This is a genomic window from Sneathiella sp., from assembly GCF_047631475.1.
In the GTDB taxonomy this organism is placed as follows: domain Bacteria; phylum Pseudomonadota; class Alphaproteobacteria; order Sneathiellales; family Sneathiellaceae; genus Sneathiella.
Genome location: NZ_JBLHZT010000031.1, coordinates 1 through 24,283 on the forward strand (window position 1 = coordinate 1; position 24,283 = coordinate 24,283).

Annotated in this window: 18 protein-coding genes; 9 read left to right on the top strand and 9 right to left on the bottom strand. The window is 48.4% G+C overall.

Annotated features, from left to right (window positions below; genetic code table 11):
• Window positions 1-1,013 (bottom strand): cyclic nucleotide-binding domain-containing protein (locus tag ACJAYR_RS12745; RefSeq protein WP_415236951.1); only part of this gene is annotated, 1,013 nt, incomplete at its 3' end.
• 370 nt (window positions 1,014-1,383) lie between these two features.
• On the opposite strand from ACJAYR_RS12745, the gene ACJAYR_RS12750 reads away from it, so the two are divergent.
• The 8 genes from ACJAYR_RS12750 (at window position 1,384) to ACJAYR_RS12785 (ending at window position 8,945) form a co-directional block, all read left to right on the top strand.
• Window positions 1,384-2,271, top strand: coding sequence for a LysR family transcriptional regulator (locus tag ACJAYR_RS12750; RefSeq protein ID WP_415236952.1), 888 nt, complete (start codon window positions 1,384-1,386; stop codon window positions 2,269-2,271).
• Window positions 2,272-2,395: 124 nt separating this feature from the next.
• Window positions 2,396-3,217: a putative hydro-lyase gene (locus tag ACJAYR_RS12755; RefSeq protein ID WP_415236953.1), complete on the top strand. Its 822-nt coding sequence runs from the start codon at window positions 2,396-2,398 to the stop codon at window positions 3,215-3,217.
• A gap of 36 nt (window positions 3,218-3,253) precedes the next feature.
• Entirely contained in the window at window positions 3,254-4,318 is a 1,065-nt protein-coding gene (locus tag ACJAYR_RS12760; protein WP_415236954.1) for a TRAP transporter substrate-binding protein, read from the top strand.
• A 29-nt stretch (window positions 4,319-4,347) separates the two neighbouring features.
• Window positions 4,348-5,010, top strand: a complete 663-nt coding sequence (locus ACJAYR_RS12765) for a TRAP transporter small permease subunit (RefSeq protein ID WP_415236955.1) — start codon at window positions 4,348-4,350, stop codon at window positions 5,008-5,010.
• A 4-nt stretch (window positions 5,011-5,014) separates the two neighbouring features.
• Window positions 5,015-6,298, top strand: a complete 1,284-nt coding sequence (locus ACJAYR_RS12770) for a TRAP transporter large permease (RefSeq protein ID WP_169545785.1) — start codon at window positions 5,015-5,017, stop codon at window positions 6,296-6,298.
• A 64-nt stretch (window positions 6,299-6,362) separates the two neighbouring features.
• Entirely contained in the window at window positions 6,363-7,103 is a 741-nt protein-coding gene (pxpB, locus tag ACJAYR_RS12775; protein ID WP_415236956.1) for a 5-oxoprolinase subunit PxpB, read from the top strand.
• A gap of 1 nt (window position 7,104) precedes the next feature.
• Window positions 7,105-8,172, top strand: coding sequence for a biotin-dependent carboxyltransferase family protein (locus tag ACJAYR_RS12780; protein WP_415236957.1), 1,068 nt, complete (start codon window positions 7,105-7,107; stop codon window positions 8,170-8,172).
• The gene (locus tag ACJAYR_RS12785; RefSeq protein ID WP_415236958.1) at window positions 8,169-8,945 is read left to right on the top strand and encodes a LamB/YcsF family protein; all 777 of its coding nucleotides are present in this window, start codon (window positions 8,169-8,171) and stop codon (window positions 8,943-8,945) included. Before ACJAYR_RS12780 ends, ACJAYR_RS12785 begins: the two co-directional genes overlap by 4 nt.
• 255 nt (window positions 8,946-9,200) lie before the next feature.
• Here ACJAYR_RS12785 and ACJAYR_RS12790 read toward each other — a convergent pair whose 3' ends face one another.
• Window positions 9,201-11,372 carry an OsmC domain/YcaO domain-containing protein gene (locus ACJAYR_RS12790; protein ID WP_415236959.1) on the bottom strand — a complete coding sequence of 724 codons (2,172 nt, stop codon included), beginning with the start codon at window positions 11,370-11,372 and terminating at the stop codon, window positions 9,201-9,203.
• Between the two features lie 320 nt (window positions 11,373-11,692).
• Between ACJAYR_RS12790 and ACJAYR_RS12795 the strand changes: the two genes are divergently transcribed.
• Window positions 11,693-12,892: a cupin domain-containing protein gene (locus ACJAYR_RS12795; RefSeq protein WP_415236960.1), complete on the top strand. Its 1,200-nt coding sequence runs from the start codon at window positions 11,693-11,695 to the stop codon at window positions 12,890-12,892.
• Window positions 12,893-12,978: 86 nt separating this feature from the next.
• Here the strand turns inward: ACJAYR_RS12795 and ACJAYR_RS12800 are convergent, their stop codons facing one another.
• The 7 genes from ACJAYR_RS12800 to ACJAYR_RS12830 all read right to left on the bottom strand — a co-directional run bounded on the left by ACJAYR_RS12800 (window position 12,979) and on the right by ACJAYR_RS12830 (window position 24,280).
• Entirely contained in the window at window positions 12,979-15,636 is a 2,658-nt protein-coding gene (locus tag ACJAYR_RS12800; RefSeq protein ID WP_415236961.1) for a molybdopterin-dependent oxidoreductase, read from the bottom strand.
• The gene (gene nirD / locus ACJAYR_RS12805) at window positions 15,633-15,977 is read right to left on the bottom strand and encodes a nitrite reductase small subunit NirD (protein ID WP_415236962.1); all 345 of its coding nucleotides are present in this window, start codon (window positions 15,975-15,977) and stop codon (window positions 15,633-15,635) included. The genes ACJAYR_RS12800 and nirD overlap by 4 nt, the downstream gene beginning before the upstream one ends.
• A complete protein-coding gene (gene nirB, locus ACJAYR_RS12810; RefSeq protein ID WP_415236963.1) occupies window positions 15,974-18,421 on the bottom strand; it encodes a nitrite reductase large subunit NirB in 2,448 nt (815 codons plus the stop codon). Before nirB ends, nirD begins: the two co-directional genes overlap by 4 nt.
• Window positions 18,422-18,426: 5 nt before the next feature.
• Window positions 18,427-20,190 (bottom strand): ABC transporter ATP-binding protein, encoded by a 1,764-nt coding sequence (locus ACJAYR_RS12815; RefSeq protein ID WP_415236964.1) that lies wholly within the window; start codon window positions 20,188-20,190, stop codon window positions 18,427-18,429.
• 9 nt (window positions 20,191-20,199) lie between these two features.
• Window positions 20,200-21,279 carry an ABC transporter permease gene (locus tag ACJAYR_RS12820; RefSeq protein ID WP_415236965.1) on the bottom strand — a complete coding sequence of 360 codons (1,080 nt, stop codon included), beginning with the start codon at window positions 21,277-21,279 and terminating at the stop codon, window positions 20,200-20,202.
• Window positions 21,280-21,340: 61 nt separating this feature from the next.
• Complete coding sequence (locus ACJAYR_RS12825; protein WP_415236966.1) at window positions 21,341-22,741, bottom strand: CmpA/NrtA family ABC transporter substrate-binding protein; 1,401 nt, start codon at window positions 22,739-22,741, stop codon at window positions 21,341-21,343.
• Between the two features lie 300 nt (window positions 22,742-23,041).
• On the bottom strand, window positions 23,042-24,280 hold the full coding sequence (locus ACJAYR_RS12830) for a CmpA/NrtA family ABC transporter substrate-binding protein (RefSeq protein WP_415236967.1): 1,239 nt from the start codon (window positions 24,278-24,280) through the stop codon (window positions 23,042-23,044).
• Between the last annotated feature and the right edge of the window lie 3 nt (window positions 24,281-24,283).

Sequence of the window (24,283 nt, forward strand, 5' to 3'; positions counted from 1 at the left end):
GCAGCTTTAATCGAAAGATGCAGGTGTAAAATTCCAAAAAGCAGACTGGTGATTACAATCGGCTTCATAAAATGCGCTTCTGGCATAAACCGTTGAAGCGATCCTTGGCCGACCCCTCGCGCAATGAACTCCTGTATCGCAGAATGGGGGACATACGTAATAATGTGGATAGCCAATTGCACACTACTGAAGGCTTTCAGGGTGTCCCAACTGAAAACAGGCTGGTCGGGAGGCGAGTTGTAGATTTTGAAGAGAATGAGAACGGGTAGAAAAGCAATACTGACCAGAACGCTCTCAAATAGGGACTTCTGCCATCCAGTGGTTGTAATTCCAAAGACGGACATTGGAACATTTTGCTGTTTTATCGCATAAATAGCGGGGAAAAGAACAAGGAGGAGATATACCCATCGGATCGCTAGCTGGAATGACGGGGACTCATGAGTATAGTCGGGAAAGAAACTCGAAATAGCAAAAAGCAGGATTGTTGCAATATAAAATCGGCCGAAGGAATTTTGCTCAACCTGACGATCAAATGCGGCCTTAAGGGCTTCTGCATGTCTGGAATTCGCATGCTGCATCCGGTTGGTCTGAACGGCGGCAATGCTTTTTATCATACTTTGATAAATGTCTAATTTTTTGGCTGTTTCTCGCTGAATTGACAGCACGGTTACTGTTTCTGATGCAATTACGTTTGCCGCCGCGGCGCCCATTTCCATAAAGCCTTTTTCGCCGAAATGAGTGCCTGCTTCAAGATTGGCGATTACAAATTTCTGCGCATTTTCAGAGCTCTCTAAAATGACATCGACAGTTCCGTGGAAAAGAATAAATAGGGCGTCATATTCCTGTTCAGATTGCAGTATTAAATCGCCTTTTTGGTGTCTTTCAACTGCACAATTTTCCGCAATAATTTTCAGTTGGTCGGTATTTAAGCCGGGAAAAATATTGTTGCTTTTGAAAAACTCAGTAAATCCGTTTGCGGGTGTTGCCGCAGGTTTTTCCATTACGTCTTGCATATTGTGAGACTCAATCAAACTTGCCTATAATTATTTAGAGAGGGAGCCCCTCCTGTTTCTTGTTGAGACACCATTGAATAAAATGGACAGGTTTGCAACTGAATGGTGAACAATGAAGACTGAATCTTTAAAAGTTTTCAATCGCTTCCCACTTTAATGCGAAATATGTTGGGGCAGGAGGTCTGTCTGCGGCTTCTTCAGGGGCAATGTAGTCAGTTGGGAGATTAGGCAAAGCAAGTTAAAGACATGGGCCAATCTCAGGGGCGGGCCTTCCCTGATGACAAGCGCATAAAAACAAGGCACACTGCACACTTGAAACAGGAACAATCATCGGATTGAATATCCGATACAATGCAGGCGGCTCAGTTGGATGAACTTTAAGCAATTAGAGACATTTGTTTGGGTTGCAACACTCGGTAGTTTTCGGAAAGCTGCGAAAAAACTGTATACAAGTCAACCTGCTGTTTCTTCGCGCATTGTCGCTCTTGAACAATCATTGGGCACTGAACTGTTTTCACGTCACGCCGGGAAATTTGAACTCACATCCAAGGGGGTGGAGCTCCTGCCTTATGCCCAAAAAATGCTGGTAATGGCCGATCGGTTCAAGGAAAGAGCCTGTGAAACAAATTCTTTATCAGGAATGTTGCGGTTAGGCGTTTCTGAAACGATTGTTCATACGTGGCTTTCTGATTTTCTTCAGCATGTTCATCACAGTTTTCCAAATGTTGATATCGAATTGACAGTGGATGTTACGGCAAATATGCGAAACGAGCTGGTTAGCCGGTCCCTTGATCTTGCATTTTTGATGGGCCCTATCTCAGAGTTCAGTATTCAAAACGTTGATTTGTGCTCTTTTGAGCTTGCCTGGGTTTGCAGCCCGGAAATTGAACTGCCCGAAGGGGTGGTGCCTTTACAGACAATACTGGAAAAACCGGTTATTACCTATGCCCGGAATACCCGCCCTTTTGCAGAGGTGCAAGCGGTATCCAAACAGGAAGATATCGAAGTTTCGAGGCTGTTCCCGTCGACGTCTCTTGCTGCGTGCAAACGGATGGCGCTGGATGGGTTGGGGATCGGAATGCTGCCTCTTGCCCTGATAAACGAGGAGGTCGATCAGAAGCGTCTGCGGAAAATTTCAAGTACTTGGGAGCCTTCCGATCTGGTCTTTACTGCGTCATACCCAAGGGAGCCCTTCAACCCGCTTGCGGAGAAAATGGCAGCACTGGCAGCGGATGTTGCGCATGACTATTGTGGTTAGCCGATAAATAAAACCTATCAAAAGGGTAAGAAAAATCTAGTTCGCTTTTATTGAACCGCTATGTAATGGTTTGCTCCAAAGAATATTAGAGCAAAAATTACTGAGCAGTGAGGGAACGGTGACGATGGATATACAGGAACAATTGCGCACGGCGTCTCCTAAAGAAGTCCGCGCCGCCATTCGCAACAAATCCTTTACCGGCGGGACTGCTGGTCTGGGCGGTGGCTTTATTCAGGGGAATCTGGCTATTCTTCCTGCGGAGTATGCGACAGATTTTTTGCGTTTTTGCCAGCGAAATCCAAAACCGTGTCCTTTGGTGGGGGTGTCAGAAACCGGCGATCCAATTTTGCACACGCTTGGCGACGATGTCGATATCCGGACAGATGTGCCTCAATACAAGATCTTTGAAAACGGCAACCTTATTGAACAGGTTGATGATATACAAGAATACTGGCGGGATGACTTCGTTAGCTTTATATTAGGGTGTTCTTTTTCGTTTGAAGACGCTTTGATGATGGATGGCATTCCGCTTCGTCATATCATCCAAAACAAAACGGTGCCGATGTACCGGACAAACATCCAGGCAGTCGAAGCAGGGCCTTTTAAGGGTGAATTTGTCGTCTCAATGCGTTCGATGACCGTGAAGGACGCCATTCGTGCAGTAGAAATTACCAGTCGTTTTCCAGAAGCCCATGGCACCCCCATTCATTTCGGGGATCCGTCCGCCATTGGGATTGAGGATGTAAATGTTCCAGATTTTGGGGATCCAACAGAGATAAAAGAAGGCGAAGTGCCCGTTTTTTGGGCGTGTGGTGTTACACCGCAAATCGCCATCCGGAATGCAAAGCCTTCAATCTGTATTACACACGCCCCCGGCCATATGCTGATCACTGATATTCGGGGGGCCGGTGCGGGACGCGAGCAATTTAATACCAACCTACACTAACGTTTAAAATATTATTTAATAATAGGGAGACTAAATATGTTGAAATCATTGAAATCGGTGGGCGTTGCGGCAGGTTTTGCAACAGCACTCGCCATGGGAGCGAGCGCGCAGGCTGCTGATGCCCCAACTAAAATGAGCGTGATTGGTACATGGAATAGCATGACCAATTACAATGATCGGGAAGCCCCTTTCTGGCGGGGTATTGCGAAGAAAACCAAAGGTGGCGTGATTGCGACCATCGGATCATATTCAGAGTTTGGCCTGAAAGGCTTTGAAGTCATGCGTATGCTGAAATCCGGTGTGTTTGATTACGCATACGGTCTTCCGGGATATGTTGCGGCTGAAAATGCTGTGTTTGAAGGGGGCGACCTTTCATCTGTTACGCAAGATATTGTCACTCAGCGTAAAGTAGCTGAAGCGTCTTTCCCAACTTTGGAAAAAGCTTTCGCCAAATATTATAATGCAAAACTGCTGCAACTTTATCCTTTCCCCAGCCAAATTTTATATTGCAAAAACCCAATTTCCGGCATTGCTGATCTAAAAGGCAAGAAAATCCGTGTTTATGCTACATCTCTTGGTGATTTCGTAGAAGGCGTGGGCGGAACATCTGTGACTGTGTCGTTTGGTGAAGTGATCCCCGCGCTTGAAAAAGGCGTCGTCGACTGCGCGATTACCGGAACAATGTCTGCCTACACGGCGAAATGGTATCAGGCCGCAAAATACGTATATTCAATGCGTGTTGGTTGGGGCCTCGCATTTGGTGCGATGAATATGGACAAATGGAACTCTATGTCCGAAACGCAACAAACAGACATGAAAGCCCGTCTTGACACGTTGACAGATGAAATGTGGGCCGCGACGGCAAAAGAAGATGATGTTGCAATTGCCTGCCTGACCAGCAATGAATGCCCGATCGGAAAAGATGCTCCTTTGGGCGGCATGACACTGGTTGAACCCACTGAAGCTGATCTGGCTGCCCGTGACAAGGTTGCAAATGACGTGGTTTTGGCGCGTTGGGCCGAACGGTGCGGTAAAGAATGTGCTGACAACTGGAACGCCACTGTCGGTAAAGTTCTTAATATGAAAGCGGTCGCCAAGTAAACCGACCTATCCTTCACCGGATCGATGCTTTGCGCGTCGATCCGGATCGGGGTATCTGGAAAATTATCTTTCAGGAAGCGCTGAGAAAACCAATGTTCAAACCAATAAACTTATTCATTCATATTATTGTGCAAGTCGGCGGTTGGGCATTGTTATCAGCTGCCTTTCTGGTGACCTATGATGTTATCACCCGGAAGCTGCTGAATATCTCGATCGCGGGCGCGGACGAGATTTCTGGATATGTGTTTGCCATTTCAACGGCATGTGCCTATTCCTATGCACTCCTCACCCGGGCAAATATACGTATTGATTTTATCTATAATAAGCTGTCCATTAAAATTCAGCGTATTCTCGATGCCTTAAGTATGGTTCTGACAGCAGGGTTTCTCGCCGTCATCTGTTACTTCGCCTTCGGCTTGGTTTCAGATGCCATTGAATATAGCAGTAAATCCATCACGCCGTTGCAGACCCCGTTAGCCATTCCACAAACCATCTGGTTCGCGGCACTGTGCTTTGCTTTGTTTACCGCAATTGTTTTAACGGTCATGTCTTTTACAGCATTGCTGAAAAGCGACTATAACCGCGTAAACGAACTGATCGGTATTCCGTCTCTCGATGAAGAAATTCAGGCAGAATTGCATGGCGGAGAAGATCCCTCTCAATCAGAAAAACATTTAAGCGGGAAGGGCTAATCACATGTTGCCTGTCACTGTAATCGTCCTTCTTGCTCTTATTGGGCTAAGTGTTCCAGTCGCTGCGGCGCTGGGCTGGCTTGGTCTGTTTTTGGGACATTTCTTTACCCGTATGCCCATCCACCGTGCGATCGGCGATATTGTATGGACAAACTCAATCGAGTTTCTGCTTGTCGCAATTCCGATGTTTGTCATGTTAGGTGAGATCCTTCTGCGGTCCGGGGTTACGACGCGTATGTATGACGCCATGGCCAAATGGTTGTCATGGCTACCGGGTGGATTAATGCATTCAAATATTGGTGCTTGCGCGTTATTCGCTGCAACATCCGGTTCAAGTGTCGCGACGGCTGCTACCATTGGAACGGTTGCCGAACCTGAAATGCATAAACGCAAATACAACGAGCCTTTGTTCCTTGGAACAATCGCCGCTGGCGGTACTTTAGGAATTTTGATCCCGCCTTCTATCAATCTGATTGTTTTCGGACTGTTGACCAATACGTCGGTTTCAGAACTGTATCTTGCTGGCTTTATCCCCGGTATTTTATTGGCGGCCCTGTTCATGGGAACCGTTGGAATAGCCTGTGTCTACAAACCTCAATGGGGCGGCGAGAAAGTTCACTATTCCTGGTCTGAACGCTTTGCCAGCCTGATTAATCTCGTACCGCCAATTTTTATCTTCCTTGTGGTTGTTGGTTCGATCTATGCAGGGTGGGCAACACCAACAGAAGCGGCGTCATTAGGGGTGGTCGCAGCCCTTATTCTTGCTGCGTTTCATAAAAGTCTGTCCTTCAACATGATGCGTGAAGTGTTTCGCGGTACCATGCGGACAACAGCCATCATCATGTTGATCATTATTGCCGCTGTTTTTCTGAACTTTGTTCTCACAGCAATTGGCCTGACAACCCAATTAACCGACTTTATCGTTTCACTGGGCCTGACGCCGCTTGGAACGCTATTACTGATTGTCGTTTTTTACCTGATCCTTGGTTGCTTTATGGAAACCTTCTCCATGTTGATCACAACAGCAACCATCGTAACCCCGATAGTTGTGGGCATGGGGTATGACCCGGTTTGGTTCGGTATCCTGCTCATGGTCTTGTTGGAAACAGCGTTGATTACGCCGCCCATTGGGATCAATCTTTTTGTCGTGCAATCCATTCGTTCCCGCGGTGTTTTGAAAGATGTTATGATTGGCGCGCTGCCTTTTGTTGCGACCATGTTTGCCATGATTGCAATTTTGATTGCCTTCCCGCAGTTGGCTTTGTGGTTGCCTAGCCTGTTCTATTAAGCGGCGCCATGTCATAATTGAACCTGAACTTTTGTCAGTCATATTTTGAGAATAGGATCTGGTCATGGACATCCGCGTGTTAATGCTGGGTGACACAGCGTTCACAATTGAGTATCCGAATTTGAAGGGGGCGGTTGGTGCAAAAACCGTGCGTTCCCTTCGTTCGAGGGTTCAGGGCGAAATTGATAAAGGGGCCCTGAACGGCGTTGTTGACCTGGTTTCAGCATCCCGGTCTTTGACGGTCTGCCTTGATCCGGCAAAGGCAGATTACAAAGCGGTTCAGGACACAGTCTCAGATCTGGCGGTTGAGCCTGTGGGCGGCGATGAAGAAAAACTCACTTTGTGGACATTGCCTGTTTGCTACGAGGGGGAATACGGACCGGACCTTGAGGAGGTCGCAAAGAACGCCAATTTGTCTGTTGCGGAAGTAATTGCACTTCATAGTGGACAGGTTTTTGATATTCTGATGATCGGGTTCCTACCGGGATTTCCGTTCATGTCGGAGGTTCCCGACATATTACGTTTTCCAAGGCGAACCAGTCCGCGTGTGCGGGTACCGGCAGGCTCGGTTGCTATCGCGAATGATCAGACCGCGATATATCCGTGGGAAAGCCCAGGGGGATGGCATTTGCTTGGACGTTGCCCTGTCCCTCTTTTCAATCCCGATTGGGACCAGCCAAGCTTGCTTGCGCCGGGTGAAAAGGTTTCCTTCGAAGCGGTAAATAGTCATGACTTCGAGATATTAAAAGAGGACCTGACCGCAGGTCGTCTGATGCCGACTTCATTTATGAAGGAGGACCGCTAGGATGACAGCAAAACTGAAAATTGTATCACCGGGTATGCTCGCCTCTCTTCAGGACAAAGGGCGGTTTGGCTATAGCGGGTTTGGTGTCCCCCGTAGCGGGGCGATTGACCCGGTTTCGTTGCGATTGGGCAACGCGCTGGTCGGAAATGATCCTTTTGAGACAGCCATAGAATTTCGATTTATGGGCCCAACGATTAAAGCACAGTCAGGTTCGTTGCGGGTTGCGCTGGCCTGTCACGTTGGCGGCGAACTGATCGATGCCCAAAGTGGGGATAAAACACCTATTTCACCATGGCAGACTGTGACACTCAATGAAGGGGATGTCCTTAAAGTGGACCCGATGTCGAAAGGGGCAACAGGATATCTTGCGATTGAAGGGGGGCTTGCCCTTGATCCCGTGTTGGATAGTTGTTCAACCTATGCCCGTGCGCATATGGGAGGCCTTCTTCAGGTCGGTGATATATTATCGCTTAAACAGGCCGCCTCCGTTCGCGGATATGAGAGACTAATGGCAGACCCTGTGCCGTTGTCGGAAGAGCCTTTCAATGTCATTTTTGGCCCACAAGAGGACTATTTCGCGGAGGAAACCGTTCAATCCTTCTTAATGAACGCTTTCAAGGTCAGCAGTGACGTGGATCGGATGGGGATCCGCTTGGAAGGAAATGCGCTTTTTCCAAAGCCGGAAAAGGGGAGTGATCTTATCTCCGATGGGCTGGTTGCCGGTGCGATTCAAGTGCCCGGCAATGGTCATCCGATCATTCTATGTGTTGATTGCCAGTCTGTTGGGGGGTATCCGAAAGTGGCAACGATCATCAGTGCAGATCTTCATCGTCTGGGCCAATTGACGCCGGGCAAAGAAATAAAATTCAAGGCCGTTGACTTGGAACAGGCAGGGGCGTCTCGTCAACTGCTGGAAAGTAAAATTGAGAAAAGTATCAATAGCATTCACGATTACTATGGCGAAGGGGCCGTTGACCTGAAGGCATTGTATGCCAGCAACCTGATCGGGGGTGTTGTCGATGCGCAAAAACCGGGGCTTTTCCCAGGCCATTTAGAGGATCTATCATGACGAAGCAAATCAATTTAAACGCAGATATGGGGGAAAGCTTCGGGGCATATTCCATTGGCAATGACGGCGCTATGCTAGATGTTGTTGGTTCCGCGAATATTGCTTGTGGATATCATGCCGGTGACCCTCTGGTTATGGCGGAAACAGTCCGGCTGGCACTCGCAAAAGGGGTTAGTATCGGAGCCCATCCCGCCTTTCCTGACCTTCAGGGGTTTGGTCGGCGTAGGATGTCTATTCCTCTAGAAGAACTCGCCGCAATGGTCACATATCAGATCGGCGCGCTGAAAGGGATCGCCGAAAGTCAGGGCGGGGGCGTTACGCATGTTAAGCCGCATGGGGCGCTCAATAATATGGCCTGCGAAGATATGGGGATGGCGAAGGCCATTGCGAAGGCCGTTCAGATGATGTCACCGGCGCTGATCCTCTTGGCGCCAGCGGGATCCTGCCTCTATCAGGCTGGACTAGAGGCCGGATTGCCAACCGCTGCTGAAATTTTTGCAGATCGAACCTATCAGGAAAACGGAAACCTGACCCCGCGGTCATCACCCGGTGCCGTTATTCACGACCCCGAACAAAGTGCCGATCAGGTTCTTTCGTTTTTAAAGGCTGGAAAGATCATGACGCCGTCTGGAAGTGGGATTGAAACACCAATTCACAGTATTTGTGTGCACGGTGACAGCGACAACGCTTTGGCGATTGCAAATCGCGTCACAGAAAAACTGAAAGACGCTGGATTTCGTTTGCTGGGCTTGCCTGAGGTGTTGAAAAATTGAACGGTTCAGTCTGTTTGCGTCAACGACTGTTTGCGTCAACGACTGTTTAGTGACTTAACGACTGTTTAGTGTCTTCCAAAAAACAAGGGGCTTAAGCCGGGCTGAGAAATCCGGGTGTGTTCCTGATTTTGTTTGCAGATCAGTGTCTTGCAATAGGACTGTTAAAAGCCAAGGGTGAGGATTGACCATCAATCCTCATTTTTTAAGTCCACAGCAATATGATCTGGTCATTGATAAACGGAAACTGAGGTTCCGTTATTGTTGGCGTGCCCGCGCCGAGTGTAATTTCTTATAGCTTTCAATCAATCTCAGATGCTTATCCAACCCTTCAAGTTTCAGGCTTGTTTTCGTTAAGCCGGAAAAACGGACGTCTCCAGTCACGGATCCAACCGTGTTTTTCATAACGTCAGTGCCGTACATTCTGGTCAGGTTGGGTAAATAGTCTTCAATGTCCAGATCGTCATCAAGTGTAATATCCAGAACGGCGCTCATCGCCCGGTAGAACAGAACGCGCTCAACAGTATTGTCATTGAAATTCAAGAAATCGATAATGATCTCTTTTGCATCTTCAAAATAGTTTAGTGCAAGATAAATCAGGATCTTCAACTCTCCGATATCCAGCTTGCCCCAGACGGTATTTTCATCGAACTCAATTCCGATCACTTCTGAAATAAGGGTATAATGATCCAGTTGGGCGGTTTCAAAACGCTCCAGCAAATCTTCAAGTTCCTGATCGGATAAGGAATGAATATTCAAAATATCTTCCCGGAACATAAGTGCCTTATTGGTATTGTCCCAAATCAGGTCCTCCGCTGGGTAAACTTCGGAATAACCTGGCACTAGAATCCGGCAGGCGGTCGCGCCAAAGTCCTGATAGGTTGCGATATAGACTTCCTTATCAAGACTTGCCAAAATGTTCATAAGGGTTTCATTCTCTTCCTCTGTCGTACCGCTGAAATCCCATTCGCAAAACGCAAAATCCGCTTTTTCGCTAAAGAATTTCCATGAAATAACGCCTGTTGAGTCAATGAAATGTTCGACAAAATTACTTGGTTCACTGACGGCATGACTATTGAAAGTTGGCGGCGGAACGTCATTTAACCCTTCGAAGCTACGTCCTTGCAGTAATTCAGTAAGGGATCGTTCCAAGGCAACTTCAAAACTGGGATGGGCACCAAAAGATGCAAACACGCCGCCTGTTTTGGGGTTCATTAACGTGACGGACATGACTGGGAACTTGCCCCCCAATGACGCATCTTTTACCAGAACAGGAAAACCTTTATTTTCAAGCTCGTTTATACCCTCCAGGATATGGGGATATTTTGCGAGAACTTCCTTTGGGACGGTGGGCAGAATGATCTCTTCTTCAATAATCTGGCGTTTGACGGCACGCTCGAAAATCTCGGACAGGCACTGTACCTTTGCTTCATTCAGCGTGTTTCCTGCACTCATACCATTGCTGACAAAAAGGTTTTCGATCAGGTTTGATGGGAAGTAAATTGTTTTCTGATCAGAATTACGGATAAAGGGCAGGGCGCAAATCCCGCGATCTGCCCGTCCTGAATTCGTGTCAATTAAATGAGATGCCCTTAAATCTCCTTCTGGATTATAGAGTTCCAGACATGTGTCATCCAGCAACCCATCTGGTAGGGCATCTTCTTTGCCGACTTTAAACCATTTTTCATTCGGGTAATGAACAAATTCGCTGTTGGCGATTTCCTCTCCAAAATAATAATCATTGTAGAAGAAGTTGCAGCTCATCCGTTCGATATATTCACCGAGTGCTGAACATAAGGCACTTTCCTGTGTCGCCCCTTTACCGTTGGTAAAACACATGGGGGATGCCGCTTCGCGGATGTGAAGCGACCAGACATTTGGAACAATATTACGCCAGGACGCGATTTCGATTTTGATGCCTATATCGGATAGGATAGAGGTCATGTTCTTAATCGTTTTTTCCAGCGGCAGGTCTTTACCAATAATCATGGTATTGCCGTCACCTTCGTAGGCATCCAGCAACGGTGTGTCGTTTAAATCATCAACCGCATCGATCTTGAATTCAGGACTTGTCTGAATGACTTTCTTGACAGTACAGCGATCTGCTGACCTTAAAATTCCCAACCGATCCCGTTCTGAAATGCTGGGCGGCAATTCTACTTGAATTTGAAAGGTCTGATTGTATCTGTTTTCAGGATCAATGATGTTGTTCTGAGATACCCGAATATCGTCTGTCGGGATATCACGTGACAGGCAATATACCTTGATGAAATAGGCGGCACAAAGGGCAGAAGACGCAAGGAAATAGTCAAATGGACTAGGGGCGGTTCCATCGCCCTTATACCGGATTGGCTGATCAGTTGTTATTGTAAAATCATCAAACTTTGCCTCAAGCCGAAGGTTGTCCAAAAAATTTACAGTGATTTCCATTTGACTATTCTTTCCAGAAAACGTGACATTCACCATAGGTCATTGTTTGCATCAGTTTGTTTGTCAAACTATACGTTGGAGATCAGGGCATTTATTTGTGCCCACGCTATATATGGCCCTCTACATGGGGCTTTCTGCGAAGGGGACTGGCGTAGGGCGCTTGAATTGGTTGTCCAAAGGCGATTGGGCTTGCACTGTGATTCGACTGGAATTCATGCCATCGTCTCGATGTTAGAGTGTCTTGCTTTCGTTAAACCGGCTTTACTCGCATCCTGTATGCGTCTATCAAACTTTTTTTACTTATGAACAGACTTAAATCCATGTCTCTTATTCTTGATCATCTGCCAACTTCCAAAGAATTTTTTCTTGAATTCTGGAACAGAAAGCCGTTTGTCGTTCGGGGCTTGATCCCAACAGAAGTAACGGAAACGCTGATTGATGAGGATCATGTTGCCGGACTTGCAATGGAAGAAGAGGTGAAGTCCCGTCTTGTTCGAAAAGGTAAAAAACAAAGCGACTGGAAATGCGATTATGGTCCTTTGCCCGAACAGGTTTTTGCAGAACTCGGCGAAGAAGACTGGAGCCTGCTTGTTCAGAATGTTGATCTGTACCATGAAGAAACAGCGGAACTTCTAAAGCATTTCAACTTTTGCCCTCGTTGGTTGCTTGACGATATTATGGTCAGTTATTCGCCAAAAGGCGGCACTGTGGGGTCGCATTCGGACAGCTATCATGTTTTTTTGGTTCAGGGCAAAGGTGAACGGCGCTGGAAAATTGCCCATGAAGCGCTTAAAAATGGAGATCATATTGAGGACATTCCTCTTAAAATTCTGAAAACCTCATTTGACGGAGAAGAGGTTACGGTCTCAGAGGGGGATGTCATTTACATTCCGCCCCAGTTCCCTCATGAAGGGGTCAGCTTACAACCGTCCTTAACATATTCCGTTGGCTTTTTGGGGCCTACCCTGTCTGAAATGTTGATTGAGTTTGGTCATTTTCTGGAAGAAAATTATCAGAATATGCCACGGTATCTGGGACAAAATCTTACAGAAAATGCCGTACCATTTCAGGTTGGAGCCGACCATATTCGTGATTTCAGAAGCTTCATGACCGATGTCTTTGACGAAGATTATTTCGTCAAATGGCTCGCGCAGTATTTCAGTAAACCTGCGCAAAATTTTGGCGATGAATTTGGTGAAGAATTTGACAGCGACAGTGCGGATGAGGACCCGCTCGGTGCAGTCTATGATTACGTTCAGGATACTGCGAAGACATTGATCGATGGCGATTGTCAGTTGATAAAGCGGCCTTTCGTGAAAATTATGATCACACCGCTTAAGTCGCCCCAACAATATGCGGTTTCTGTGGGTGATCTTTCCTTTGAATTGGCGTTTTCCGATCTGTTTGTTGTGAATATGATGGCGCAGGAAACCCCGTTTTCTGCCAAGATATTCGCCAAGCACGCCGATATTCTACAAAAGCTACTGGATGGAAATTGCCTCGAAATCATTGACGCATAGTCAGTTGGTTTCGCCGGACCCCTTGTTAAAGAGAACGGGAAGCTCCTATCGCCAGTGGAGACGAAGAGGATGGTTGCGTGTACAGGTTACTGGGCGGCGACAAGAGCGTTTTTGTTGATAAGCTCCTTGATTTCTGAGCGGCAAGACCCGCAATTGCTGCCGGCCTGCGTCGCATTTCCAACAGCTTCGACACTAAAGCAGCCAGATCGAACAGCGTCTGCGATTTCGTTGCTTCCGACGCCGAAACAGGAACAAATAATTGCGCCCTTGTCTATTTCGTTGACGGGGGCTTTACCGGCAACCACGGTATAGCGTGTCATCGGATCGTTGAAGTCGTCCTCAAATTTGGAACAGAGCCAGCTCCTTGAAACCGAAAGGGGGGCTCCTGCGGCATATAATATTCCTTCAAGCCTTTGGCTGTGAAACAATGCAAGCCTATATTCCCCACGTTTCTTGTCTGCATAGACAAGGGGCGCGGTTCTTCGATCGACGTTCAGCATTTTTTTCATAACATCCAAAATCTCGAAAAGGTCCTCTTTTCCTGCAAATTCTGTTGCCCATCCCCCCTCAGTTTCGAAAGACGCCCAATATCCGCGAGTGGGTAGCACGGGCTTTTCCCGGGTAAGTAGAAAAACAAACGTCTTGGCTTCATATTTTCGAATGGAAACGCCTGTGTTTTTTGATGCCGGTTGCCCGGATACAGGATCTGTGATCGATGGAATAAGGCTATTGACGCGGCCGTTCGATGCATATTGATCCGTCCAGTGCATCGGTACAAAAACCTGACCTTTTTTTTGCCTGAACGTGATCATGGCGTTGGCCAGAAGACGACCATGTTTATTTGTGAGTTCAACAATGTCATCTGATTCAATGCCAAGTTTCTGGGCATCAACGGGATGAATTTCTGCAAATGGTTCAGACAAATGTGCAGATAACCGGGGGGACCTGCCGGTTCGGGTCATCGTGTGCCATTGGTCTCTGATCCGACCGGTATTTAATTGATACGGTCCGGTTTCGAGATCCGTTGTGGGCATCGTGACTGGGATAATGTTTGCCTTCTTGTCGGCTGTGAAGAAGTGTCCATCTGAAAAGAAGGGGCGTTCTGATAGGTTTTTTTTAATCGGAACCGGCCACCGAACCGGTGCCAGATTATCATAGCCGTCGTTCGATAGTTTGGAATGCTCTCCAATGTCGAAATCCCGAGAGCCGTTATTATCAAGTGCAGACAGCGCAGCATGTTCTCGGTATATGTCTGCTTCGTTCAAGTAGTCGAAAGCGCCATGATACCCCAGCCGCTTGCCAATAGCAGCCATTTGCCACCAGTCTGGTTTTGCATTTCCTGGGGCGCGTAAAAAACCGCGCTGGCGTGAAATTCGTCTTTCGGAATTAGTGACGGTACCATTTTTCTCCCCCCAACCTGAGGAGGGAAGAAGAACATGGGCAAAGGCGTTTGTGTCGGTGTTTTCATATATATCAGACACAATAACGAAGGGACATTTGTTCAATGCTTCTTTGATAAAGTCAGAATCCGGTAAACTATCAACCGGATTGGTCGCCATAATCCACAGAACCTTGATGTCCCCTTTGTCCACCGCTTTAAAAAGGTCCACCGCTTTAAGCCCCGGTCTTTCAGGAAGGTGAGGCGCCTTCCAGAAGGACTTAACCTGATTGCGATGGTCTGGGTTATCAAGTTCCATATGGGCGGCCAACATGTTGGAAAGACCGCCCACTTCCCTGCCACCCATGGCGTTGGGTTGGCCGGTGATCGAAAACGGACCTGTGCCCGGTTTGCCAATCCGGCCGGTTATCAGATGGCAGTTTAGAATGGCGTTGACTTTATCGGTGCCCACACGGGACTGATTGACGCCCTGACTGTAAACTGTAACGGTTTTTTGGGTGGTCCGGTAAAGCTCATAGAAACTAATAATATCAGCGGGATCCAGACCGCTTTTTTTAGCGATTTCTTCAATCGTTAAGGGCACGCATTGCTTCAGTGTTTCGTCAAAGCCGTTGGTATGGCGGGCAATAAACCCATCGTCACAGGCCCCTGTTTTTTGCAGATGTGCGAAAAGACCCATGAATAAAGCGGCATCACCATCGGGATCAATCGCCAGATGCAAGTCAGCAATATCAGTTGTCATGGTTTTTCTTGGATCAATTACCACGATTTTCAGATTTGGCCGTTGTTCTTTTGCTGCCGCCAGGCGTTGATATAAAACGGGGTGACACCATGCCAGATTGCTTCCGACCAGAACAACAAGGTCCGAACATTCAAGATCCTCATAAGAGACAGGAACAGTATCGCTGCCAAAGGCGCGCTTGTAGCCTGCAACACTTGACGCCATGCAGAGACGGGAATTGGTATCGATATTGGCCGAGCCAATGAAGCCTTTCATCAGTTTGTTGGCGACATAATAATCTTCTGTTAGCAGCTGGCCAGAGACATAGAATGCAACGGAGTCCGACCCAAAGTTGGAAATAGCATCCCTGAATTTCGAAGCAATGAGGTCTAGTGTTTCATTCCAGTCTGAAACTTTGCCGTTAACGATTGGATCGCGCAAACGGGTGGTGTCAGACATGGTTTCCGCCAATGCGGACCCTTTGGAGCAGAGGCGTCCCTTGTTCGCGGGATGGCCCGGATCTCCTTCAACGGAGATGAGACCCTGTTCGTTGAATTTGGCGACAATGCCGCATCCAACCCCACAATAAGGACAGGTGGTTTTGCATTCTTTTAAACGGCTCACGCGGCTACCTCTTTGGGGGCACTAAGGGCAATTGAAACGATCCCGTTCTCAATACGCGTTGAGAAAGTTAATGTTGACCCTTCATCGGCCCCTTGCGCGGTACCGGTTTCCAGGGAAATTACCCAATTATGCAACGGGCATGTGACGCAGTTGTCGTGTACAATCCCCTGACTGAGGGGCCCTTTTTTGTGGGGGCACTTGTCTTCGATGGCGAAAACTTCATTTTGGATTGTCCGAAACAGAGCAATCGTCGTCTCTCCCATTTTTATGCAACGGGCACCCTGAACCGGAATTTCCGAAAGTTGACCGACCTCTGTCCAACTCATGGTTTCTGACGTCATTCTGCGGCCTCCAGTTCAATGGTTTTTAGGGGATTAAATTCATGCTTGTCTTTTCCGGAAACACGTTCCGACCATGGGTCCGATTGGCAGTATTTTTGAGAGATGACAAAGCGCTCGAAAAGGGCTTTGCGTGTATTGGTATCTTCCATAATACTGTTTCGAATGACGTCATGTCCGACCCGGCGCGCCCATTTATAAAGGCGCTCAAGATAATGTCCTTGTTCCCGGTACATCTGGATAAGGGCCGTTATATACTCAAGGGCGTCATCTTCGGTTTTCACCAGACCCAGAACTTCCGTCCCCAATATGTCAAGCCCGGCGGCCCCTGCGAAATGGATTTCAAAACCAGAGTCCACGCAAATGACACCCACATCCTTACAGGTTGCCTCAGCGCAGTTTCTTGGGCATCCTGAAACAGCCAGCTTTACCTTTGCCGGTGCCCAGGAGCCCCACAGGAATTTTTCCAGCCTTACGCCTAACCCGGTCGAGTCTTGTGTTCCAAATCGGCACCAGTCCGACCCGACACAGGTTTTCACCGTCCGCAACCCCTTGGCATAGGCATGGCCCGATATAAAGCCAGCCTTGCCAAGGTCCGCCCACACACTGGGTAAATCCTCTTTTTCAACACCCAGAAGGTCAATGCGTTGTCCTCCGGTCACCTTGATCGTCGGGATGTTGTATTTATCCGCCGCGTCAGCAATGGCGCGAAGTTCATCGGCTGTTGTCAAACCGCCCCACATTCGCGGAACAACAGAATAGGTTCCATTTTTCTGAATGTTGGCGTGAACCCGTTCGTTAATAAACCGGGACTGGTTATCATCCTCATATTCACCAGGCCATTCTGCAATCAGATAGTAATTCAGCGCTGGACGACATTTGGCACATCCACTGGATGTTCTCCATTCCAGCCGCTGCATGATGTCGGGAATTGATTTTAGCGACTGGGCTCGAATTGCATTTCTGACGTCACTATGACCAAGACCCGTACAGGTGCAAACTGGTGTAACGGCGGACGGGTTGTAAGCGTCTCCCGCAGTCAATTGTAGTAGATTTTCGACGAGCGATGTGCAGGTGCCGCAGGAAGCTGATGCTTTTGTGTGGGATCTGACGTCATCAAGAGAGGTTAGACCCTTGTCAGTGATGGTTGTAACGATTGTGGATTTACAAATGCCGTTGCAACCGCAGATTTCTGCGTCATCCGGCAGAGCTGCAACGGCTTCGATCGGGTCCAGAGGGGCGCCTCCCTGATAGGCTTGCCCGAAAATCAGGGTGTCGCGCATGTCCGAAATATCGGTTCCTTTTTTCAGTAAATCAAAGAACCATGGTCCCTCTGCCGTGTCCCCGTAAAGAACGGCGCCAAGAATTTTATTGTCCTTGATTACGAGACGTTTATAGAGGCCCGAGATTCCATCCCGAAGGACAATTTCCTCACGGTCCGGTGCATCCTCAAAATCTCCAGCGGAATACAGATCGATACCACTGACTTTCAGTTTTGTTGCTGTCTGCGAGCCGGTATAGGGCAGGGAGGTGTCGAGCAAGTCTGCGGCCAACGTTTTTGCCATCTCATAAAGGGGGGCGACCAGACCATAACATTGGCCCCGATGCTCAACGCATTCCCCCAACGCGTAAATATCGGGGTCTGATGTAAGCATATTGTCGTTCACCAGAATGCCTCGCTGGCATTCCAGATCAGACTGGATTGCAAGATCAGTAGATGGGCGAATACCAACCGCCATCACAACAATTTTCGCCTCGATCAGGGTGCCGTCGTCAAGGCTTACAGCCGCTACTTTTTGGTCTTTACCGATAATTTCTTTGGTATTAGCGCCTGTGATGACATCGATTCCGCGCGCCAGAATGGATTTTTCCAGTAAGGCGCCCGCGGCGTTATCCAGTTGTCGTTCCATCAAGGTTGGCATCAGATGCAGAACGGTGACCTCCATCCCTTGTTCTTTCAGCCCTGCGGCGGCTTCCAGACCCAGCAGACCGCCGCCGATGACAACCGCACGCCCTCCAGTTCTGGAGACTTCCAGCATCTTTTCAACATCGTCGAGATCCCGATAAACCATTACACCGTCAAGATCGTGACCCGGTATCGGAATGACAAAAGGATTGGAGCCGGTGGCGAGTACCAGCTTGTCATATTCAGCAATAATACCGGTTTCCGACGTTACAGTTTTTTCAGTCCGGTCGATTTTTGAAATGCGTGCCCCTTTATGCAGGGTCACACCATGTTCGGCGTACCAGTCATCATCATGAGTGATAATATCGGTATAGGTTTTTTCGCCGGACAGAACAGGTGAAAGCATTAGCCGGTTGTAATTTACTCGAGGCTCAGCGTTGAAAATCGTGACGTCATATGCTTCTTTATCTGCCTCAAACAAATGCTCCAGCATTCTGCCGGGGGCCATTCCGTTTCCAACAATTACTAGTTTTTTTCTCATTTTACTCACCCCGCTGATAACAATGCATTCGGTTTTGTTTGCCCTGCCTGCCGGGCAATTCTTTCTTTGCGTTTTGCGGTAATTCTGGACAGTTGCTCGATACTTGGATTTGCACCGCCCTCATAGGCATCCAGGAATTCCAGAAGCTCTTCGCGATAGGCGTAGTAGTCAGGGTGTTCCAGCAGGGCCTTGCGAGACCTTGGTCGGGGAAGATCTACGTCCATCACATTTCCGATTTTCGCATGGGGCCCGTTTGACATCATCACAACCCGGTCCGCCAGAAGGATGGCTTCATCCACATCATGGGTGACACAAACGGCGGTCACCTGCGTCCGTTTCCAGACATCCATGAGAACATCCTGCAATTCCCAGCGGGTTAAACTGTCCAGCATGCCAAAAGGTTCATCCAATAGAAGAAGCTTAGGAGACAGGGCAAATGCCCGGGCGATACCCACCCGTTGCTTCATTCCGTTGGATAAATCGCCTGCCAATTTATGCATGGAATCGGCAAGGCCGACTTTTGAAAGGTAATATTCAACCACATCCTTACGTTCAGACTTGTCTGCGTCCGGATATACTTTATCCACGCCGAGGCAGACATTCTCATGGGCCGTGAGCCACGGCAGCAGGGATGGGGCCTGAAAAACGACGGCCCTGTCTGGACCAGCCCCTTCAATATGGGTGCCGTCCAGAATAATCCCGCCTTCAGAGATGCTATTGAGACCTGAAATCATGGAAAGGACTGTTGATTTTCCGCATCCTGAATGACCAATCAGCGTAACAAATTCGCCCTTGTTCATTTTCAAATCAAACCCGTCGACTACTGTTAGTGGACCCTGTGGGGTCGGATAAATCTTTTTGATCTGACTTAAGTCCAGGTAACGCTCGTTGCGCACTGACTCAGCAGCTTTTTGATAGGCTGGGGGAATTTTGTCCCGCTGTGTGATCGGAACTATTTCCGGAAGCACGATACTGCGGTCTGCCTCAACCCCTCGATCTGCGCCTATATCCATCAGATACTGTGTAATCTCACCTCTCAGGCCGATAAACTCTGCGTTGCTATTGATTTCAGCACGGTTCCTTGGTCGTGGCAGATCAATGCGGAATTCCCGCCCTAAAGTGGCATTTGGTGCAGGGGTTAGCGCGATCACCCGATCTGCAAGAAGGATTGCTTCATCCACGTCATTTGTAATGAGGATGATGGTTTTCTTTTCTTTTTGAGAAATATCAGCGAATTCATCCTGTAGCTTTGCGCGGGTCAGCGCATCCAGTGCGGATAGTGGCTCATCCATAAGAAGGACTTCGGGCTGCATGGCAAGTGCCCGGGCAACCGCAACCCGTTGACGCATGCCACCAGAAAGCTCTGCTGGTCGTCTGTCCGCCGCATGGGAGAGTCCCACCATGTCGATGTAATGTTGTGTTATTTCTGTCTTTTCTTTACGGGATTTGGATGTGTAAACCGCATCAACCGCAAGCGTTATATTTCCACGCACTGATAGCCACGGCATCAGGGAATATGATTGAAAGACCAATCCTCTCTCCGGGCCGGGGCCTGTGACTTGTTTCCCGCGAAAGATTACGCCGCCTGTGTCTGGTTCGATCAAGCCTGCCAAGGCCGAAATCAACGTTGTTTTGCCAGAGCCTGAAAAGCCGACGATCGCAATAAACTCGCCGTCCTCGACTTTGAGGTTGATGTCTTCCAGCACGTTGGTTCGGTTCGCACCGTCTCCATAATGCTTTGATAATCCTGTGATTTCTAAAAATGACATGCGCTTCACCTATCGGTTCGCTGAAAAAGTGAAGGCTGTTTGCAACGCATACATGATGCGATCCAATACAAAGCCAATGATACCAATGGTCAGGACTGCAACGATTATCTTGGCCAGAGATTGCGAGGAGCCGTTCTGGAATTCATCCCAGACAAATTTTCCAAGGCCGGGATTTTGAGCCAGCATTTCGGCAGCAATCAACACCATCCATCCGACCCCAAGCGATAGGCGCAAGCCGGTAAAAATAAGCGGCAGTGAAGAGGGTAGAACAAGTTTTGTGATGGTTTTGGTCGTTGGTAACTGTAGGACCCGGCTGACATTCATCAGATCTTTGTCGATAGAAGCAACGCCCAGTGCTGTATTGATAAGGGTTGGCCATAAGGAGCAAAGCGTGACAGTGACCGCCGAAATCATCATGGATTTTGGCATCCATCCCCAAGGTTCAACATATAGGGCGGATACGACCATGGTGACGATGGGCAACCAGGCAAGAGGAGAGACGGGCTTGAAAATCTGGATAAGCGGGTTCACCGCGCCGTTGACTGCCTTTGACAGTCCGGATGCAATGCCCAATGGTACCGCCACAATTGTTGCAATCAGAAAGCCCAGCCCCACAGTCGCCAAGGAGGTGACGATCTGGTCGAAATAGGTCGGTTTACCAGTGTAGGTGCGGTGTTTGACTTTATCTGCCTTGCCGGCGGCAATCAGTTTTTCGTTCCGTTTGTCCTGACGGTCATAAAACGCATCGGCTTTTTCTCTTTCCCGGATATGGTCTGCCCAAAGATTGCCGGTCTGTTCCCAAACGTGGGCGGGGCCCGGAATTGCTCCAAGAGACGTTTGTACACGCGGGGCAAGCGCCGTCCAGGCCACCAGAAAGACAATGATACCCAGCATTGGATATAGAAGAATTTTTCGCAGCTCGGTCAACTGTTCCTGAAGGTTATCGCCTGCCAGCATCTTCAGGATGGGAACCAGCCAGGAAAACCCGAGTGCGTTCAGCCAGCCTGACGCACGGTTTATTATGGAAAAAACCTTTTCCCTTTTCTTTCCGGCGTCACCGGTTGTCATCACTTCAGAAGTATTTGTCATCTTTGGGGATCCTTAATTCATCGTCGGGGAAGTGGCCGCCGTGGCGGCCACTTGTGTCGGCTTACCCTTCAACCAGAGAGTCGCCCTTGACCATCTGTTTGGATTTCAAGCCAATTTTTTGAGAGTTGATGTAAGCGTTGGGCTGTTTGCCGTCATAGGGGATGCCATCGATGATATCGGTCGCCGGGGTAGGGGCGCGATAACCATCAGAGTCCCATGGAAAATCGGCTTTATCTGCGTGGCCTTCTTCAACCAACAGCTTAGCAGCTTGAAGATAGACGTTTGGCAGGTAGACAGATTTGGCCACCTCGTCATACCAAGCGTCATTTTTATGTTCGTTGATCTGGCCCCAACGGCGCATTTGAGTGAGATACCACACAGCATCGGAATAGTAGGGGTAGGTTGCATAATACCGATAGAAAACGTTGAAATCAGGAACTTCTCGTTTATCCCCTTTTTCATATTCGAAAGTGCCGGTCATGGAATTGGCAATCACTTCTTTGTCGGCCCCGACATATTCAGAGCGCGACAGGATTTCGACGGCTTCCATGCGATTTGCATTGTTGTTTTCATCAAGCCATTTGGCTGCCCGGATCAAGGCTTTTGTCAGGGCCAGTGTTGTTTGCGGATTGGCTTCTGTGAACTCTTTGGTTAAGCCAAAGACTTTTTCAGGATTGTTCTTCCATATTTCGAAGTCTGTAATCACAGGAACGCCGATCCCTTTAAACACGGCTTGCTGGTTCCAGGGTTCTCCCACACAGTAACCGTGAATGGTTTGGGCTTCGAGTGTTGCAGGCATCTGCGGCGGTGGTGTTACGGACAACAGGGCGTCCGCCTGGATTTGGCCAGAGACATCATCCGCGCTGTAGTAACCTGGATGGATACCGCCTGAAGCCAGCCAGTAACGAAGTTCATAATTATGGGTGGAGACAGGAAAAACCATACCCATTTTGAAAGGCTTGCCTTCCGCTTTGAACTGATCAACGACTGGCTTCAGAGCATCGGCCTTGATGGGATGGACAGGTTTACCATCAGGGCCAGACGGAATATGTTTTCTCATCATTTCCCAGATTTCGTTGGAAACGGTAATCCCGTTCCCGTTTAGATCCATGGAAAAGGGCGTAACGATATGGGCTTTGGTACCGAAACCAATTGTCGCGGCCAGCGGCTGTCCAGCCAGCATATGCGCGCCATCCAGTTCGCCGGTGATCACCCGGTCGAGCAGGACTTTCCAGTTGGCTTGAGGTTCAAGAGTGACGTAAAGGCCTTCATCTTCGAAATAACCTTTTTCATAAGCGATAGCGAGTGGGGCCATATCCGTCAGTTTGATAAACCCGAATTTTAACTCATCCTTCTCCACATCCAGCATTTCAGCGTGAGAAACTGAAACCGTGGCGGCTGTAGCTATAAGGGCCGTACTCATCGCTAGAAAGGTACGTCTTGCATATTTTAAAGCACCCATTTTTAGCCTCCTGTCGTTACTTTGGTTCAAAATTTTTCATAAAAAAAAGCTGCTATGCAGCTTCGATACAGTCATGAATGACCATCGAAACAGCATGGCAGCTTTGCCAGTGTACCCGTCGTTGGGCACGGTAATGTCTATGTTCCTAACAAAGCAAACAGTGTGCCAGTTTGGTTGATAAAAAAAGAATGTTGTATTTCAACGGGTTGGCTTTTTACACGTTGAGCGCTCATATTTAGGTCAGATTAATTGTTGTGCGGTGTGCATAAATTTTGTGCGCTGCAGCGAACAAGAGCCTGTTTATTGATCGGTGCTTTGTTGCTCGATATAAGCCGCCAGATCATCTGGATCAAAAACTCTGCCATCGAAGAAGCCATCGGGGCCAAGAGAAAGTTGTCCTTGCATGGTCCCGACATATTGAGTTTGCTCCAACGCGCCTTCAACCTTTGCATTCGCTGAAGGGATGGGAACGTTCATTTTTGAAAGGGCTGATCGATACAAATCGGGTCGGTAACAAGTTTTTAGCTGTTCGACAAACTCCGGTGACCAATCAGCATGACCCCAACGGACCATCTGGCTATAGAACCATAATGCGTGGCTAAGCCAAGGGAAGGTCGCGGCCCTTTCATAGGGAATAAAGAAATCCTGAATATCCGTGAATTGACCGGTTTCGGTTTTGAATTTGCCAAGAAGGGCCTTTTCAAGAATATGCGGCGGCACCCCAATATATTGGTCCGTTGACAGGATCGCTGATAATTCTGGAATGTTTGCGGGCTCAGAGCACCATTTGGCAGCCCGGTACAGGGCCCGGATTAACGCAGCGAGCTGATCTGGGTGTTGGGTGGCAAAGCCTTCACTGGCGCCTAGAACCTTCTCGGGGCTATTTCTCCAGATCTTGGATTTGGTTGTCAGAAGCGTTCCGACTCCTTGCTCAATGGCTATGCTGTTCCAAGGTTCACCGACACAAAACCCATCCAGTATCCCGCAGGAGAGGGCATCGGGCATCAGGGCGGGCGGAATAACGACAATGTCGACGTCTTTATCCGGATGAATTCCGCAGGCTGCCAACCAGTATCTCAATTCATAATTGTGGCCTGAATAGGGGTGGACGACGCCAAAAACTAGCGGCCCTTTTTTCGTTTTCTGCCGGGCAACAATAATATCTGATAACCGTTTGCCTGCGTCCCGGGCGGACAGGTCGGCTAAAGTCTGATCACCGGCCATCTCGTTGGCGATTGTACGGGATATCGTAATCGCATTGCCACCAAGACCCATCGCCATTGGTGCGATAATCTTAAGGGGCAAAGGCATTAAGCCTAATGCTGAAGCGATGGGCATAGGGGCCAGCATGTGCGCGACATCAAAATGTCCGATGGCCATGCGATCGCGAATATTTGCCCAGGAACTCTCCTTTACCAGAACAAGGTCAATGCCCTCCGCGCTTCCAAATCCTTTTTCTTTTGTCGCAATTAAAATTGCAGCATCCATTAGAGGGAGGAAACCTGCGCAGATTGTATTTTGCTGTTTATTATTATTCATCGC

Bases quoted from the DNA above. Each gene is read 5' to 3' on its own strand.
- ACJAYR_RS12750 (WP_415236952.1), top strand. From the start codon at position 1,384: ATGAACTTTAAGCAATTAGAGACATTTGTTTGGGTTGCAACACTCGGT.
- ACJAYR_RS12755 (WP_415236953.1), top strand. From the start codon at position 2,396: ATGGATATACAGGAACAATTGCGCACGGCGTCTCCTAAAGAAGTCCGC.
- ACJAYR_RS12760 (WP_415236954.1), top strand. From the start codon at position 3,254: ATGTTGAAATCATTGAAATCGGTGGGCGTTGCGGCAGGTTTTGCAACA.
- ACJAYR_RS12770 (WP_169545785.1), top strand. From the start codon at position 5,015: ATGTTGCCTGTCACTGTAATCGTCCTTCTTGCTCTTATTGGGCTAAGT.
- pxpB (WP_415236956.1), top strand. From the start codon at position 6,363: ATGGACATCCGCGTGTTAATGCTGGGTGACACAGCGTTCACAATTGAG.
- ACJAYR_RS12780 (WP_415236957.1), top strand. From the start codon at position 7,105: ATGACAGCAAAACTGAAAATTGTATCACCGGGTATGCTCGCCTCTCTT.
- ACJAYR_RS12785 (WP_415236958.1), top strand. From the start codon at position 8,169: ATGACGAAGCAAATCAATTTAAACGCAGATATGGGGGAAAGCTTCGGG.
- ACJAYR_RS12790 (WP_415236959.1), bottom strand. From the start codon at position 11,372: ATGGAAATCACTGTAAATTTTTTGGACAACCTTCGGCTTGAGGCAAAG.
- ACJAYR_RS12795 (WP_415236960.1), top strand. From the start codon at position 11,693: ATGTCTCTTATTCTTGATCATCTGCCAACTTCCAAAGAATTTTTTCTT.
- nirD (WP_415236962.1), bottom strand. From the start codon at position 15,977: ATGACGTCAGAAACCATGAGTTGGACAGAGGTCGGTCAACTTTCGGAA.
- nirB (WP_415236963.1), bottom strand. From the start codon at position 18,421: ATGAGAAAAAAACTAGTAATTGTTGGAAACGGAATGGCCCCCGGCAGA.
- ACJAYR_RS12815 (WP_415236964.1), bottom strand. From the start codon at position 20,190: ATGTCATTTTTAGAAATCACAGGATTATCAAAGCATTATGGAGACGGT.
- ACJAYR_RS12820 (WP_415236965.1), bottom strand. From the start codon at position 21,279: ATGACAAATACTTCTGAAGTGATGACAACCGGTGACGCCGGAAAGAAA.
- ACJAYR_RS12825 (WP_415236966.1), bottom strand. From the start codon at position 22,741: ATGGGTGCTTTAAAATATGCAAGACGTACCTTTCTAGCGATGAGTACG.
- ACJAYR_RS12830 (WP_415236967.1), bottom strand. From the start codon at position 24,280: ATGAATAATAATAAACAGCAAAATACAATCTGCGCAGGTTTCCTCCCT.